The organism is Rhodococcus sp. PBTS 1 (genome assembly GCF_001620025.1).
Taxonomy (GTDB): domain Bacteria; phylum Actinomycetota; class Actinomycetes; order Mycobacteriales; family Mycobacteriaceae; genus Rhodococcoides; species Rhodococcoides kroppenstedtii.
The window spans coordinates 610,100-624,543 of sequence record NZ_CP015219.1; the positions used below are offsets into that span (position 1 = coordinate 610,100).

16 protein-coding genes are annotated in these 14,444 nt (G+C 67.8%); 12 read left to right on the top strand and 4 right to left on the bottom strand.

Features of this window, described 5'->3' with window-relative positions:
* The first annotated feature begins 22 nt into the window (after positions 1-22).
* The 11 genes from A3Q40_RS02785 to A3Q40_RS02835 all read left to right on the top strand — a co-directional run bounded on the left by A3Q40_RS02785 (position 23) and on the right by A3Q40_RS02835 (position 11,275).
* Positions 23-1,243, top strand: a complete 1,221-nt coding sequence (locus tag A3Q40_RS02785) for an ABC transporter substrate-binding protein (protein ID WP_068099699.1) — start codon at positions 23-25, stop codon at positions 1,241-1,243.
* Positions 1,240-2,229 (top strand): branched-chain amino acid ABC transporter permease, encoded by a 990-nt coding sequence (locus A3Q40_RS02790; RefSeq protein WP_068099700.1) that lies wholly within the window; start codon positions 1,240-1,242, stop codon positions 2,227-2,229. Before A3Q40_RS02785 ends, A3Q40_RS02790 begins: the two co-directional genes overlap by 4 nt.
* Entirely contained in the window at positions 2,226-3,272 is a 1,047-nt protein-coding gene (locus A3Q40_RS02795) for a branched-chain amino acid ABC transporter permease (RefSeq protein WP_068099701.1), read from the top strand. The genes A3Q40_RS02790 and A3Q40_RS02795 overlap by 4 nt, the downstream gene beginning before the upstream one ends.
* Entirely contained in the window at positions 3,269-3,988 is a 720-nt protein-coding gene (locus tag A3Q40_RS02800) for an ABC transporter ATP-binding protein (RefSeq protein WP_201132926.1), read from the top strand. The genes A3Q40_RS02795 and A3Q40_RS02800 overlap by 4 nt, the downstream gene beginning before the upstream one ends.
* Positions 3,985-4,689 (top strand): ABC transporter ATP-binding protein, encoded by a 705-nt coding sequence (locus tag A3Q40_RS02805; protein ID WP_201132928.1) that lies wholly within the window; start codon positions 3,985-3,987, stop codon positions 4,687-4,689. The genes A3Q40_RS02800 and A3Q40_RS02805 overlap by 4 nt, the downstream gene beginning before the upstream one ends.
* A gap of 15 nt (positions 4,690-4,704) precedes the next feature.
* Entirely contained in the window at positions 4,705-5,337 is a 633-nt protein-coding gene (locus A3Q40_RS02810) for a hypothetical protein (protein ID WP_069972890.1), read from the top strand.
* On the top strand, positions 5,334-6,719 hold the full coding sequence (locus tag A3Q40_RS02815; RefSeq protein ID WP_068099704.1) for an FAD-dependent oxidoreductase: 1,386 nt from the start codon (positions 5,334-5,336) through the stop codon (positions 6,717-6,719). The genes A3Q40_RS02810 and A3Q40_RS02815 overlap by 4 nt, the downstream gene beginning before the upstream one ends.
* On the top strand, positions 6,716-8,182 hold the full coding sequence (locus A3Q40_RS02820) for a dihydroorotase (protein WP_068099705.1): 1,467 nt from the start codon (positions 6,716-6,718) through the stop codon (positions 8,180-8,182). Before A3Q40_RS02815 ends, A3Q40_RS02820 begins: the two co-directional genes overlap by 4 nt.
* Positions 8,179-9,366 carry a CaiB/BaiF CoA transferase family protein gene (locus A3Q40_RS02825; RefSeq protein WP_068099706.1) on the top strand — a complete coding sequence of 396 codons (1,188 nt, stop codon included), beginning with the start codon at positions 8,179-8,181 and terminating at the stop codon, positions 9,364-9,366. The genes A3Q40_RS02820 and A3Q40_RS02825 overlap by 4 nt, the downstream gene beginning before the upstream one ends.
* Positions 9,367-9,522: 156 nt before the next feature.
* On the top strand, positions 9,523-9,930 hold the full coding sequence (locus A3Q40_RS02830; RefSeq protein ID WP_068099707.1) for a DUF6992 family protein: 408 nt from the start codon (positions 9,523-9,525) through the stop codon (positions 9,928-9,930).
* Positions 9,931-10,030: 100 nt separating this feature from the next.
* Entirely contained in the window at positions 10,031-11,275 is a 1,245-nt protein-coding gene (locus A3Q40_RS02835; RefSeq protein ID WP_068099708.1) for a DUF4185 domain-containing protein, read from the top strand.
* Here the strand turns inward: A3Q40_RS02835 and A3Q40_RS02840 are convergent, their stop codons facing one another.
* The 4 genes from A3Q40_RS02840 to A3Q40_RS20715 all read right to left on the bottom strand — a co-directional run bounded on the left by A3Q40_RS02840 (position 11,276) and on the right by A3Q40_RS20715 (position 12,881).
* The gene (locus tag A3Q40_RS02840; RefSeq protein WP_068099709.1) at positions 11,276-11,458 is read right to left on the bottom strand and encodes a hypothetical protein; all 183 of its coding nucleotides are present in this window, start codon (positions 11,456-11,458) and stop codon (positions 11,276-11,278) included.
* A gap of 155 nt (positions 11,459-11,613) precedes the next feature.
* Positions 11,614-12,108 carry a hypothetical protein gene (locus A3Q40_RS20045; RefSeq protein ID WP_157889477.1) on the bottom strand — a complete coding sequence of 165 codons (495 nt, stop codon included), beginning with the start codon at positions 12,106-12,108 and terminating at the stop codon, positions 11,614-11,616.
* A gap of 11 nt (positions 12,109-12,119) precedes the next feature.
* Positions 12,120-12,431, bottom strand: a complete 312-nt coding sequence (locus A3Q40_RS20050; protein WP_139203958.1) for a hypothetical protein — start codon at positions 12,429-12,431, stop codon at positions 12,120-12,122.
* A gap of 24 nt (positions 12,432-12,455) precedes the next feature.
* The gene (locus tag A3Q40_RS20715) at positions 12,456-12,881 is read right to left on the bottom strand and encodes a hypothetical protein (protein WP_157889478.1); all 426 of its coding nucleotides are present in this window, start codon (positions 12,879-12,881) and stop codon (positions 12,456-12,458) included.
* Positions 12,882-13,057: 176 nt separating this feature from the next.
* Here A3Q40_RS20715 and A3Q40_RS02855 point away from each other — a divergent pair, with 176 nt between their 5' ends.
* The gene (locus A3Q40_RS02855) at positions 13,058-14,443 is read left to right on the top strand and encodes an acyl-CoA dehydrogenase family protein (protein ID WP_068099712.1); all 1,386 of its coding nucleotides are present in this window, start codon (positions 13,058-13,060) and stop codon (positions 14,441-14,443) included.
* Position 14,444: the final 1 nt, after the last annotated feature.

Below are 14,444 nucleotides of genomic sequence, written 5' to 3' on the forward strand. Positions count from 1 at the left end.
GGCGCGGAAGGCAGATCCCATCATGAAGAAAGTCGTAGGCGTCGTCGCAGCGGTCGCTCTCGTGGGCACCGCGGCGTGCGGATCGTCGTCCGGGTCGGACGGATCGGGGCCGATCAAGATCGGCTCCGTGCACCCCACGACCGGCGCGCTCGCCGGCGTGGGTGGTCTGATGAACGACGGCGCCGCGATGGCCGTCGAGGACATCAACGCCGCGGGCGGTATCTCCTCGCTCGACGGCCGCACCCTCGAGCTGGTCTCGGGTGACAGCCAGGGCAAAGCCGAAGTGGGACAGAGCGAAGCGCAGCGGTTGATCGACGACGGCGCGGTCGCCTTGGTCGGCACCTACCAGTCCGACGTCACGCAGAACGTCGCCTCGGTGGCCGAACGCTCCCGCGTGCCGCTGGTCATCGACGTCGCAGTCGACGACAAGATCCTCGACCAGGGCTACCAGTACACGTTCCGCATCCAGCCCAACGCGTCGTCGATGGGAACCGATGGCGCGAAGGCGCTGGCCGCCATCGAGGAGCAGACCGGTCAGGCCATCGACCGCGTCTCCTACCTCCACATCGAAGGATCGTTCGGCGACAGCGTCTTCGACGCCTTCGAGAAGGAGGCCGTGAACCAGGGCATCTCCTCGGTGCAGGAGATCACCTACCCGGCCACGAACTTCTCCGACGCCACCACCCAGGTGCGCGAGGCAGCCGTCTCCAACCCCGACGTCATCGTCGCCACGGGCTACTACCCGGACGGCCTGCTCATCGCCAACGCCGTGCAGCAGTTGAATGTGAACGTCAAGGGGCTCTACGGCATTGCCAACGGCGCCTTCGACGACAGCTCGTTCCCCGGCGCGGCCGGTCCCGCCGGCGAGGGTGTGTTGTCGGCCAACTACCACTTCGATGCCACCGACGATCGGGTCACCGACATCCGTACGCGCTTCCAGGAGAAGTTCGGCCGCCCGATGGAGACCGCGGCGATGCTGTCCTACCAGGCCGTCGAGGTGATCGCCGCCGGGCTCGAGGACGGCGCCGACGCCGATCCGGAAGCGTTGCGGGAGGCCATCTCCGGTGTCTCCATCGAGGATCCGCTGCTGGCCTTCTCCGGCCCCATCACGTTCGACGAGACCGGCCAGAACAGCAACGCCACCGTCATCGTCATGCAGGTGCGCGACGGCGCGGTCACTCAGGTGTTCCCGGAGGAGTTCGCGCAGGAGCAGATCCAGTTCCCGACGGGCGGCGGGCGGTGACGGTCGCCGCGGCGGACACCGAGGCCACGACGACGACGTCCCGCCGCAAGCTCGACCCCGGTATCCCGGTGGCCGGCGCCGTCGTGGTGATCCTCGCCATCGTGTTCTTCGTCGGCGGCAAGGACCAGGGCCTGGTCGGCCAGGCCATCGTCTCCGGTCTGCTGCTCGGCGGCGTCTACGCGCTGATCTCGGTCGGGTTGACGCTGATCTTCGGTGTGCTCGGCATCGTGAACTTCGCGCAGGGCGCCATGCTGACGCTGGCGATGTACATCGTCTACGCGTTGTCGACGGCCGGTCTACCGGTCTACCTGGCCACGATCCTGGCCGTGCCGGTGATGTTCCTGTTCGGGATGGTCGTGCAGGCGACGTTGCTGACCAAGCTCACCATCGGTGGCAGCCACGAGGGGCCGCTGCTGGTCACCCTCGGGTTGTCCCTGCTCATCATCAACGTGCTGCTCATGGTGTTCGGCGGTCGACCGAAAGCCGTGGCGGCCCCGGTCGACGGCTCGCTCTCCATCCTCGGCACCGTGGCATCCTGGCCGCGCGTCATCGCGTTCCTCGGCGCCGCGGTCGTGGCCGTCGCGCTCAAGGCGGTGCTCGATCGCACCAAGCTGGGACTGTCGATCCGCGCCGTGGCGTCGAACTCGGAGGGCGCCAAGCTCGTCGGGGTCGACATCGGCCGCGTCTACGCCCTCACGTTCGGCATCGGCGCAGCCTGCGTCGCCGTGGCCGGCGGGCTCATGACCCCCTTCACCTCGCTGACCCCCTCGGTCGGTGAGCAGTTCACCATCCTCGCGTTCGTCATCGTCGTGCTCGGCGGTCTCGGCAGCATCGTCGGCGCCATGGTCGGCGGGTTGGTCATCGGCCTGGTGCAGACCGTCGGTGCGCTCTACCTGCCGGGCACGGGCTCGCTCATCCTGGTGTTCGCCGTGTTCGTGATGGTGCTGTTCCTCAAGCCCGAAGGTCTGTACGGAGGACGTCGATGACCACCACCGCACCCACCGCGGCGTCGGCCACCACGGCGGACCCGCGACTGAAGGACACCTGGCTGACCCGCCAGTTGCTCACGCTCGTCATCGGTTTCGTGGTCGTCGCGATGCTGCCGTTCCTGCTCGGCGAGCAGGCGCAGACCGTCGCCGTCCGCACGCTGATCTTCGCGATCATGGCCGTCGGCTGGAACATCATGAGCGGCTTCGGCGGCATGTTCAGCTTCGGTCACGCCGCGTTCTTCGGCATCGGCGCCTACACGGGGGCCTATCTGCTGGTCGACCACGGAATCTCGCCCTGGCTGTCGATGATCGTCGCCGCCGTCGTCTCCGCGGCCGTCGGGACCACCATCGCGTACCTGTGCCTGCGGTACCGCCTGGCCGGGTCGTACTTCGCCCTCGCCACGTTCGCGTTCGCGCAGATGTTCCTGCTCCTCGTGCAGAACCTCGAGGTCTTCAACAAGACCGAGGGCTTCAACGTGCCGATCCTGCCGCGGGATTCGTGGTGGATGTTGCAGTTCGAGAAAGGCAGCGCCAACTACCTCTGGATCCCGTTGGTGATCCTCGCGCTGGCCGTCCTCGGGACCATCTTCTACGTACGGTCCCGTGCGGGCCAGTACGTGCAGGCGATTCGCGACGACGCCACGGCCGCAGCGTCGTTGGGCATCGACACCATGAAGTACCGGCTGATCGCCGTCGCCGCCAGCTGCGCCCTCACCGCCGTGGCGGGCGTGTACTACGTGCAGTACTACTTCTTCGTCGGACCGGAGCAGGCATTCGGGTCGGCGGTCTCGGTCGAGGCCATCGTGCCCGCCGTCATCGGCGGCATCGGCACCATCTGGGGCCCGGTGCTCGGCGCGGCCGTCATCGGTCCGCTGTCCGAGGTGATCAACGAGATCCTCCGTCGTCCGCCGGCGTTCCTCGAATTCCTGCAGGGCTCCATCGGTCTCGACGTCGCGGTGTACTCCGTGATCCTGATCCTCATCGTCATCTTCCTGCCGAAGGGCATCTTCGGCACCGTGCGAGAGAGGTGGCGCAAGTGAGCGTCCTCAGCGTCGAAGGGCTCGGGAAGTCCTTCTCCGGGCTGCACGCGGTCCGTGACGTCGACCTCGACGTGGCCGATCAGGAGTTTCTCGGCATCATCGGCCCCAACGGCGCCGGGAAGACCACCCTGTTCTCGCTGCTGTCCGGTGAGCAGCCGCCCACGTCGGGACGAGTGATCTTCGACGGCACGGACATCACGGGCTGGTCGGCGGATCGCACCGCGCGTGCCGGTCTGGTCCGCACGTTCCAGCTGATGCGTCCCTTCGAGTCGATGACCGTGCTCGAGAACGTCACCATCGCCGCCCTGTCGGTGCGGAAGTCCCGCAAGGACGCCCGTCGGCATGCATTGGAGGTGCTCGATCGGGTGCAGCTGTCCGATCAGGTGGGCGGCGTCGTCTCGACTATGTCGACGGCCGGCCTGAAGCGACTCGAACTCGCACGAGCACTCGCGATGGAGCCGCGCGTCGTGCTGCTCGACGAGGTTCTCGCGGGACTCGTTCCCGCCGAACGTGCTCCGATGATCGACCTGCTCCGCTCCCTGCACACCGCGGGACAGACCGTGCTCTTCGTCGAGCACATCATGGCGGCCGTGATGGCGCTGTCCGAGCGACTCGTCGTCATGCACGAGGGTGCCGTGCTCACCTCCGGTGACCCGCGCACCGTCGTCGAGGACCCGCGCGTCGTCGAGGCCTACCTGGGTGAGGAGACCGCATGATGCTCGAGATCGACGATCTGCACGCCGGGTACCGGCGGCTCGAGATTCTGCACGGGGTCACCATGCACCTCGAGAAGAACGAAATCGTCTCCCTCATCGGGGCCAACGGTGCCGGGAAGACGACGACGTTGCGCGCCCTCTCGGGTCTCGTTGCGCCGCATCGTGGTCGGGTTCTGCTCGACGGCGAGGACATCTGTGGCCGCCGGGCGGATCGCATCGTGCGGTCGGGTCTCGTGCACGTCGCGCAGGACCGCGCGCTGTTCGGCAGCCTGCCCGTCTCCGAGAACCTCGAGATGGGCGCGTACACCCGCAAGCGCGGCGCCACCGCGGAGTCGCTCGAGCGCGTCTACGAGCTCTTCCCGATTCTCGCGGAGCGGCGGAACCAGCGGGCGGACACCATGTCCGGCGGTCAGCAGCAGATGCTCGCCATCGGCCGGGCCATGATGGCGGAACCTCGCGTGCTCACGCTCGACGAGCCGTCGGTGGGCCTCGCCCCCAAGCTCGCCGCCGAGGTGCTCGAGGCCATCGTGCGGATTCGTGACGACGGGGTCACCGTCCTCATCGTCGAGCAGAACGCCGCCCAGGCCCTGGCCATCTCCGACCGCGCGTACGTCATCGAGAGCGGGTCGATCGTCCTCACGGGCACCGGCACCGAGCTCGCTCACGACGATCGCGTCAAGTCCGCGTATCTCGGCATCTGACCTCAGGAGCTCCACTTGCGTTTGCTCGCTTTCACTCCCGTCCACGTCGACGACGCCGAACTGGCGCGCCGACAGGCGCGGTACGACGCACTGAGTCCCACCGGGCTCGTCGTCGTGTTGCGTGACCTCGGTCCCGACGCCCCGCGTGCCCTCGACACCGAGAGCGACGTTCGCGCGTCGGAGGACGCCGTCGCGGCCGCGTTCGCCGCGGCCGACCCCACCGGGTACGACGGCTTCCTCCCGGACTGCGTCCTCGACCCCTGCGCCGAGCAGGCCGGGCAGTTCGCGCGTCCGCTGTACGGACTGACGCGGCTGACGGCGTCGTACTACGCCTCGCAGGGACATCGTGTCGGGGCGTTGGCGCGCAACGCCGCCATCGCCGCCGAGCTCGATCGTCGCCTGGCCGGGTACGGCATCCCGGCGGAACCGACGACGGTCATGAACCTGTCGTTCGACGACATCGCCGACTCGCGCGCGTGGACCGCGGCGGTGGCACGGTACGCGCCGTCCCTGGAGTCGGCCGTCGCCATCAACGCGTGCTCGGCGGTCGATCTCGCCGAGCGCCGTACCGATCCCGTCGTGGTCGATCCCACGGCCACGGCTCTGCGCCTGCTGGCGCTGCGGGCCGATCTCGAGGTGGCGGCGTGAGCGAGCACGGTCCGGATCTGGTGGTCGCCGGCGCGGGCGGTGGCCTCGTCGGGGCGCTGCGTGCGGCGGAGCTCGGTCTCGACGTCGTCGTGGTCGAGGCCAGCGAGCATGCCAAGCGTGGCAACAACACCGCGATGTCGACGGCGATGATTCCGGGTGCGGGGTCGCGGTGGCAGCGCGAGCAAGGCGTCGACGACTTCCCGTCGCGGTTCGTCGACGACGTCGTGCGCAAGACCAAGGGCACCGCCGACGTCGGGCTGGCGACGGCGCTCGCCGAGGTCAGTGCGCCCCTGGTGGAATGGATGGCCGATCACCTCGAGATCCCGCTGTCCCTGGTCACCGACTTCGCCTATCCGGGGCACTCGGCGCTGCGCTGTCACACCGTCGAGGGTCGCCACGGCAGCGTGCTGCTCGATCACCTGACGCGCGCCGTCGCCGAGCACCCGAACATCGACGTCTACGCGCCCGCCCGGGTGACGGACGTGCGGACCGAGGACGGACGCGTGAGTGCCGTCGTCGTGACGCTGCCCGACGGCACCACCGACGAGATCCCGACGCCGGCAGTTCTGTTGGCCACCAACGGATACGGAGCGGACCACGCGGCCGTCGCCCAGCATGCCCCCGAGATCGCGTCGGCGGTCTATCACGGCAGCGAGTACTCGACGGGCGACGCGCTCGCCATCGGCACGCGCCTCGGTGCCGAGGCCAGGTTCCTCGACGCCTATCAGGGCCACGCGGCCCTGTCGAAGAAGGCGGCGACGCTGGTCGGTTGGGCGACGGTGATGCACGGGGGCGTCGTCCTCGATTCCACGGGCAGACGCTTCGGCGACGAGACCACCGGTTACTCGGAGTACGCGGCGCAGCTCGCGGCGCGCCCGGGGTCGGAGGGCTGGCTGGTCATCGACCGCGAGATCCACGATCGGTGCCTGGCGTTCACGGACTTCCGGCAGACCGTCGAGTCCGGCGCCGCGGTGTGGGCGGACGACGCCGCGGGTCTCGCCGCCGCCACCGGATTGCCGGTGGACGCGGTCGTCGACGAGATCGCCGCCGTCGGCCGCTACGCTCGCGGTGAGGACTCGGATCCGTTCGGACGCAACTCGTTCGAGCACGAGATGGCCGGTCCGTACGCGGCAGTCGCCATCGTCCCGGCGCTGTTCCACACCCAGGGCGGTCTCGTGGTCGACGGACACGCGCGTGTCCTGCGCACGGACGGCTCGCCCATCGACGGGCTGTTCGCCGCCGGCGGCGCCGCCATGGGCATCTCCGGTCACGGCGCCTCGGGTTACCTCGCGGGCAACGGTCTGTTGCCCGCCCTCGGATTGTCCTTCCTGGCCGCGGACGCTGCGGCCGCTTCTCTCGATATGCAAAGGACCTCGTCATGACGACACTGCTCATCACCAACGCCCGCGTCGTACGTCCCGGTGCGGACCACCCCGAGGAGGGGGAGTTCCTCGATCTCCTGATCGAGGACGGCAAGTTCACGCAGATCGCTGCCGGTATCGATCCGTCGGGGGCCGACACCGTCATCGATGCTGCGGGCAAGGTCGCCTTCCCGGGAGTGGTGGACGCGCACCAGCACTGGGGCATCTACAACCCGCTGGGTGAGGACGCCGAGACCGAGTCGCGGGCCTGCGTGCAGGGCGGCGTCACCACCTCGTTGTCGTACATGCGCACCGGCCAGTACTACATGAACACCGGTGGGTCCTACGCGGACGTCTTCCCCACGGTCCTCGAGGCCACCGAGGGACGCCCGTACGTCGACTACGCGTACCACCTCGCGCCGATGTCGAAGGAACACATCGGCGAGATCCCCTCGCTCATCACCGATCACGGTGTGACGTCGTTCAAGATCTTCATGTTCTACGGCAGCCACGGTCTGCACGGTCGGTCCACCGACCAGAGCGAGTTCCTCATGACTCCCGAGGGCGAGCGGTACGACCTGGCGCACTTCGAGTTCGTCATGCGCGGCATTCAGGCTGCGCGCGAGCAGCTTCCGGCGATGGCCGATCACATCTCGCTGTCGCTGCACTGCGAGACCGCCGAGATCATGAGCGCCTACACCAAGATGGTCGAGGAGGAGGGCACGCTGACCGGCCTCGCCGCCTACAGCGCGTCGCGTCCGCCGCACTCCGAGGGCCTCGCGGTCACCATCGCGTCGTTCCTCGCCGACGAGACGCAGCTGCCGAACATCAACCTCCTGCACCTGTCCTCGCGCAAGGCGCTCACGGCGGCCATGCGCATGGCGAAGGCGTTCCCGCACGTCAACTTTCGACGTGAGGTCACCATCGGGCACCTGCTCGCCGACATCGACACGGCCTACGGACTCGGCGGCAAGGTCAATCCGCCGCTGCGCCCGCGCGAGGACGTCGAGGCCCTGTGGGAGCACCTCATCGCCGGCGACGTGGACTGGGTCGTCAGCGACCACGCGTGCTGCAAGGACGAGAAGAAGTTCGCCGAGGATCGCGGCGACATCTTCGCGGCCAAGTCCGGCTTCGGCGGCGCCGAGTACTTGCTGCCCGGCCTGGTCAGCGAGGGCCGCAAGCGTGGGCTCAGCTGGCGTCGCATCGCCGAGCTGACCTCGCTGAATCCGGCCGAGCGCTACGGACTTCCGGGCAAGGGCTCGATCGCCGTGGGCATGGACGCCGACCTCGCGCTCGTCGATCCGGACCACACCTGGACCGTACGGCCCGAGGATTCCGAGTCCACCCAGGAGTACACGCCGTTCGAGGGCTTCGAGCTCGGCGCCAAGGTGACCGACACGTTCGTCCGCGGACAGCGAGTCCTGGCCGACGGCGCCGTTTCCGGCGCACCGGCCGGCCGCTACCTGCACCGGCCCTACAAGTGACGGGTCCGCTCGACGGCATCCGCGTTCTCGACGTTTCGACCATCCTGGCCGGCCCGCTGGTCGCACAGATTCTCGGGGACTTCGGGGCGGACGTCGTCAAGATCGAGCACCCCAGCAAACCGGACGGGATGCGCGGTCACGGGTTGGACAAGGACGGGCATCCGCTGTGGTGGACCATGGTCAGCCGCAACAAGCGGGGGCTGACCCTGAACCTCGGCAACCCGGACGGCGCCGAGGTGTTCAAACGGCTCGTCGCCGACGTCGATGTGGTGGTCGAGAACTTCCGCCCGGGCACGTTCGAGCGGTGGGGATTGGGTTACGACGTGCTGTCGGCGATCAATCCGGGTCTGATCCTGTTGCGGGTGACCGGGTTCGGTCAGACGGGGCCGTATGCGACGCGGCCGGCGTTCGGCACCCTCGTTGAGTCGATGAGCGGGTTCGCCCACCTCACCGGTGAAGCCGACGGTCCGCCGACCCTGCCCGCGTTCGGTCTGGCCGATTCGCTCGCGGGGATCGCCGGGTCGTCGGCGGTGTCGATGGCGTTGCTGCACCGGCACAAGACCGGCCGCGGTCAGGAGATCGACCTGGATCTGCTGAGCCCCATCATGACCGCCGTGGGGCCGGGCGTGATCTACGCCGATCAGCTCGGTATCGATCAGGAGCGCACCGGGAACAGGTCGACCAACAACGCGCCCCGCAATCTCTACCGCACCAAGGACGGTCACTGGCTGGCCATCTCGACCAGTGCCAACTCCATCGCGGAGCGGGTGCTGCGCCTCGTCGGGCACCCGGAAGTCCTCGACGAGCCGTGGTTCGCCACCGGCCGCCAACGGGCCGCGCACGCCGACCTGCTCGACGACTACGTCGGTGGGTGGATCGGGGAGCGCACTCGGGACGAGGTGATCGCGGCGTTCGAGGACGCGGGCGCCGCGGTCGCCCCGGTCTACAAGCCGTCGGAACTGCTCGACGACCCCCAGGTCACCGCCATCGAGATGGTCACCACCGTCGACGACGAGGATCTGGGACCCGTGCGCATGCAGAACGTCATGTGGCGCATGGGGGAGAGCCCCGGCAGCATCCGGCACACCGGACGCGCGCACGGGGCGGACACGGACGAGATCCTCGCCGAATCCGGTTACTCCGCCGAGGAGATCGTCCGGCTCCGGGAGGTCGGGGCGGTCTGAGTTCCGTCCCCGGCCGCGGTGCGCAGCGCACGGTGGCCCCGGTGCGTGGTGCGCAGCGCCCGCCGGTACGCGCAGGTGCAACGTGCGCGGATCGAGGTGCGCTGCGCACCGTTGCCGTCGGACCGCCGTGGACCATCCACCCGGCACACTGGTCACATGACCTCCGCCCAGAGCATCGCTGACACACTCGGACGTCGCCTCGCCTGGTGGGGAGGGGGCAGCGTCGTCGGCGGGCTGGCGCTGGCCGCGTCGTCGTCCGAACGCGTTCGGGCATTCGGCCTGCAGAGCGCGGGCTGGGGAGCGATCGACCTGGCCATCGCCGGCATCGGTGCCGTTCGGTCCAAGCCCGTGACCAGCCCGTCTCTGCGCCGCACGCTCTGGATCAACACCGCTCTCGACGTCGGCTACGTCGCGGGCGGTGCCCACCTGATGTACCACCGGCCGTCGTTCGGCGGACGACTGACCCGCGATCAGTCGTGGGGTCACGGTGCAGCAGTCGTGGTGCAGGGTGCAGCCCTGCTCGTTCTCGACGCCGCCCACGCGCGGCAGCTCGAATCACACTGATGTAGTTCACGTTTCGCGACGGCATTCGGTTGCGCGCCCCCGTCCCCTCGGTAACACTCGTCACATCATTCACTTGAGTAACACCGCGACGGGTGGGGTTATGCGCGCAATCGGTCGATCTGCCGTTCACGGGGCGATCCTGGCTCTGACCATCAGCGGGCTCGGCGTGGCGACGTCGTCCGTTGCCTCCGCCGAGCCCTGCGGTGGCCGCATGGGTCCGGGGTCGTCGATGTTCGGCAGTTCGGGCGGCGGAGGAACCAATCCCCGCGGTCCCCAGGGCCCGTTGGCGCCCATCCGCTCGTCGAACACCCAATCCGTCGGTTGGGTGACGGGCCCCGCCAGCGCGAACAGCACCTATGACCGCTTCGGCATCTCCGGTACCGATCTCGGCATTGCCTGGGACAACGGCGCCGGCCAGGTGCTCTACGCCTTCGGTGACACGTTCGGCAACTGCTCCGTAAGCGGCGGGCAATGGCGCAACAACGTACTGCTGCGATCCGGTGACACCGCGCTCGGCGACGGCATCTCCATTCCGGACGCCGCGCCGGGCAACACCGCGTCGGGGTCGGTGGTGACCGCCGACGCGCCTCGGTTCGCACGCCAGATCGTCCCGACGCTCGGTCTACCCGAGATCGAGGCGACCACCATTCCGACGGCGGCCATCGCCATCGACGGGGTCCAGTACCTGAACTACATGTCGGTGCAGTCGTGGGGCGCACCCGGCCGGTGGGTCACCAATTTCTCGGCCATCGCCACCTCGCGGGACAACGGTCAGACCTGGACCACCGATCCGCTGACCATCAGGGTCAACAAGGGGGTCACCATCCCCGGCGTTGCACAGGTCAACGAGGCCAACGGCCGATTCCAGATGAATGCGTACGCGAAGGGGAACGACGGCTGGCTCTACCAGTTCGGCACGCCGAACGGCCGATTCGGTGCGGCATTCCTGGCGCGTGTCCGTCCGGCCGACATTCTGGACCTCACCAAGTACGAGTACTCGACGGGGAAGCCGGAGGCGCCCTGGTCGCCACGGGTCGAGGACTCGATCAAGGTGGTCCAGGAGCCCGTGTCGGAGATGAGCGTCGCGTGGAACGAGTACCTGCAGAAGTACGTGATGCTCTACGGGGACGAGACGCAGGGCTCCATCGTGGCTCGAACGGCCACCGAACCGCAGGGGCCGTGGAGTGCGCCGCGCACGTTGCTCGGCCGGGCCGAGACGATAGGCGGGGTGTACGCGCCGTACATTCACCCGAGTTCGTCGGGCCGCGACCTGTACTTCACCGCGTCCCGCTGGTCGGACTACAACGTCATGCTGCTCCGCACGAATCTCGACGCCCTGCGCTGATCACCGGGGTTCGGTCGGACGCAGCGATGCGGCGACGGCCTCGTCGGTCTCGACGTACTGCTCGCCCATCCGGCGGAACGTGTCGGCCAACTTCGTGGCGACCTCGATGTGGCCTTGCAGCATCGCCGTGAGCGAGCCCGATGCACCCGACGTGAGATCCGTGTACTTCGCATTCAGCGCCATGCCGGAGGGGAGGGTGCCGAAGCCGGAAATCTCTCCTCGCGATTCGACTTCGGCGTGGGCCTGTTGAACGCCTAGTGCGAATCGCGCGCACGCCTGGGCGCATTGCTCTGCGGCTCCCGGCGACAGTCTTATTTCATTCATGAGGTGCTTCTCTTTCAGAACGGCACAGTCGGGAGGAGAAGGAGAACGATCCGATCGAGGGAGACGCACATATCGTCGGTTGGCTCCCGCCCCGGACCGGCGCGAACCTCGAATTCTGCCGAGCCGTCCCAGGCGTCCAACGCGATTGCGCACGTCGGCAGACCGGCTGGCGAAGAGGCGCGGTAGCGAACCGCGGCGCGATCAACAACGAGCACGCGATCGCCCAGACTCGAACTGGGTACCCTCGCTTCGACGGGCTGAGCGAAGCTGTACGCCGTGAAATCGAAGTTCTGGTGGACGTAAGTACAGAATGCGGCCACCCGGCGGCTGCCTTCAACCCGTTCGCCGGGAATCGCTGCGTTCGGGTCGAGACCGGCCTCGGTGAGTGCCTCAAAAGGAATGCTGCACGGATCCCATAGCTCCGCGACCGGTGTCCCCGCGACGCTTCCGCCGCATCCGCCAATGAGGACCGCGGCGACGCCGGCAACTCCGACCATTCGTGACCGCATGTCTGGCACTATCAACCGACCGTGTCCGACGGCCGCAGCGACGCGGCCACGGCGTCGTCCGTCGCGACGTAGTGCTCACCCATGCGGCGGAAGGTGTCGGCAAGTTTTGTGACGACATCGATGTGGCCCTGCAGCGTCGAGGTGAGTGACCCGGCCCCTCCCGACGTCAGCTCCGTGTACTTCTCGTTCAATGCGATGCCGGAGGGAAGAGTGCCGAAACCGGAAATTCGCCCCTGTGCAGCAACGTCATTGAGAAGTCCTTTTATCTCTGCGCCAAGACGCTCGCACGCCATAGCGCATTGCAGGGCGTCCTCACGCGACACTTTCACATGGTTTGTCATGCGCACCTAACGCGGCAGTTGGGGAAGTAGCGATTTTGCGAGCTCCGTGGCGACCGAACAGGAGTTCTCGCCCGACGGTGCAATGACGTCGGGTCGGGCTTCTAGTTCGACCGACGAGCTACGGGCGTCGAAGCCGATAATGCACGACACCCACGTCGGCGTGATGGACCTGGTGAACCGGATCGCCCTGCGGTCACCGACGCCAATCTCGTCGCGTACTTCCGCGGGGGACGATCGCGATTCCAGCGGTGAACGAAAGCTATACACGGTCAATTCGAAGCTGTCAGTTGCGTAAGAGCAGAAGGACGCGTCGGCAACCCCATCAGCGGGGTTTGTTTCGGAACCAAGAGGCGCCGGATCGATACCGGCGTCGACCAACGCCTCGGTCGAGATGCTGCACGGATCCCACAACTCAGCGACGGGCGTCCCCACGACACCCCCACCGCACCCCGCGACGAGCGCGCACGCCAACCCCACCCCGACGGTCCTCACGACCCTTTGGACGCCCCCGACCCCCGGGCGGTTCCCCCCACACCCCATGTGATGTGTGTAACAGACGGTCGCAGGGGGTACCACCCGAGCAAACCGACGTCTCATGGGGGGACACCATGGCTTTCGATCTGACGCTCACGCAGGCCCAGCACGATCTGGTGGCGCGGACGCACGACTTCGCGGAGAACGTGGTCCGCCCGGTCGCGCAGCACTACGACCAGCAGCAGGAGTTTCCGTGGCCGGTCCTGCAAGAGGCGGCACGGGCCGGGTTTTATTCGCCGCTGTTCTACCGCGACCTGATCGGTGATCCGACGGGGCTGTCGCTGCCGGTGTTCATGGAGGAACTCTTCTGGGGTTGCGCCGGCATCGGCCTCGCGGTGGTCATGCCGGCCCTCGCTCTGTCGGCCATCGGCCAGGCGGCCACCCCGGAACAGATGCTCGAGTGGGCGCCGCAATGTTTCGGCACGCCCGACGACATCAAGTTGGCCGCCCTTGCCATCTCCGAACCGGAGGGCGGCAGCGACGTGCGGAACCTGCGCACGACGGCCCGCCAGGACGGCGACGACTGGGTCATCGACGGCCACAAGATGTGGATCGGCAACGGCGGCATCGCCGACGTGCACGTCGTCAACGCCAACGTCGACCCCGAGCTCGGCCACAAGGGTCAGGCGCTGTTCATCGTCCCCGGTGGCACCAAGGGGCTCGAACTCGTCCGGAAGCTGGACAAGCTCGGATGCCGGGCGTCGCACACCGCGGAGCTGAAGTTCGACGGCGTCCGGGTTCCCAAGGCCAACCTGTTGGGCGGCTGGGACAAGCTCGAGCACAAGCTGGCCAAGGCGCGGGAAGCGGAGAAGACGGGCATCCGCGGCCGGTCGGCCACGCTGGGCGCCCTGGAACAGACCCGGCCGATGGTTGCGGCGCAGGCCCTGGGTATCGCGCGCGCATCGCTCGAATACGCCACGCAGTACGCCAACGAGCGTGAGGCGTTCGGCTCACCCATCATCGACAACCAGGGCATCGCGTTCCCGCTCGCCGATCTGGCGATGCGTATCGACGCCGCCCGCCTCCTGACCTGGCGAGCAAGCTGGATGGCCGCCAACAAGATTCACTTCGAACGCGGCGAAGGCTCGATGTCCAAGTTGGCCGCGACGGAGGTCGCCGTGGCGGCCACCGAACGCGCGATCCAGACGATGGGCGGATGGGGCTACATCACCGACCATCCCGTGGAGAAGTGGTACCGAGACGCCAAGCTGTACACCATCTTCGAGGGCACCAGCGAGATTCAGCGCGTCGTCATCAGCAACGCCATCGCGCAGAAGGACGGCGACGTCCCGCTGCACGCGGAGATGGATCCCGACGGCGGTCCGCTGAACAAGGCCTTCGGCCGCGGCACCGAGACGCGAACCAAGATGATGAACAAGGCGATGGAAGCGAAGGACAAGGTTCCCGAGCCCGTGCTGCGCGGCGCCATGAAGCTCCTGCAGCCGCCGAGTCGGAAGTAGT

Bases quoted from the DNA above. Each gene is read 5' to 3' on its own strand.
- A3Q40_RS20045 (WP_157889477.1), bottom strand. From the start codon at position 12,108: ATGCGGTCACGAATGGTCGGAGTTGCCGGCGTCGCCGCGGTCCTCATT.
- A3Q40_RS02830 (WP_068099707.1), top strand. From the start codon at position 9,523: ATGACCTCCGCCCAGAGCATCGCTGACACACTCGGACGTCGCCTCGCC.
- A3Q40_RS02855 (WP_068099712.1), top strand. From the start codon at position 13,058: ATGGCTTTCGATCTGACGCTCACGCAGGCCCAGCACGATCTGGTGGCG.
- A3Q40_RS02820 (WP_068099705.1), top strand. From the start codon at position 6,716: ATGACGACACTGCTCATCACCAACGCCCGCGTCGTACGTCCCGGTGCG.
- A3Q40_RS02840 (WP_068099709.1), bottom strand. From the start codon at position 11,458: ATGGCGCTGAATGCGAAGTACACGGATCTCACGTCGGGTGCATCGGGC.
- A3Q40_RS02805 (WP_201132928.1), top strand. From the start codon at position 3,985: ATGATGCTCGAGATCGACGATCTGCACGCCGGGTACCGGCGGCTCGAG.
- A3Q40_RS02835 (WP_068099708.1), top strand. From the start codon at position 10,031: ATGCGCGCAATCGGTCGATCTGCCGTTCACGGGGCGATCCTGGCTCTG.
- A3Q40_RS02785 (WP_068099699.1), top strand. From the start codon at position 23: ATGAAGAAAGTCGTAGGCGTCGTCGCAGCGGTCGCTCTCGTGGGCACC.
- A3Q40_RS02795 (WP_068099701.1), top strand. From the start codon at position 2,226: ATGACCACCACCGCACCCACCGCGGCGTCGGCCACCACGGCGGACCCG.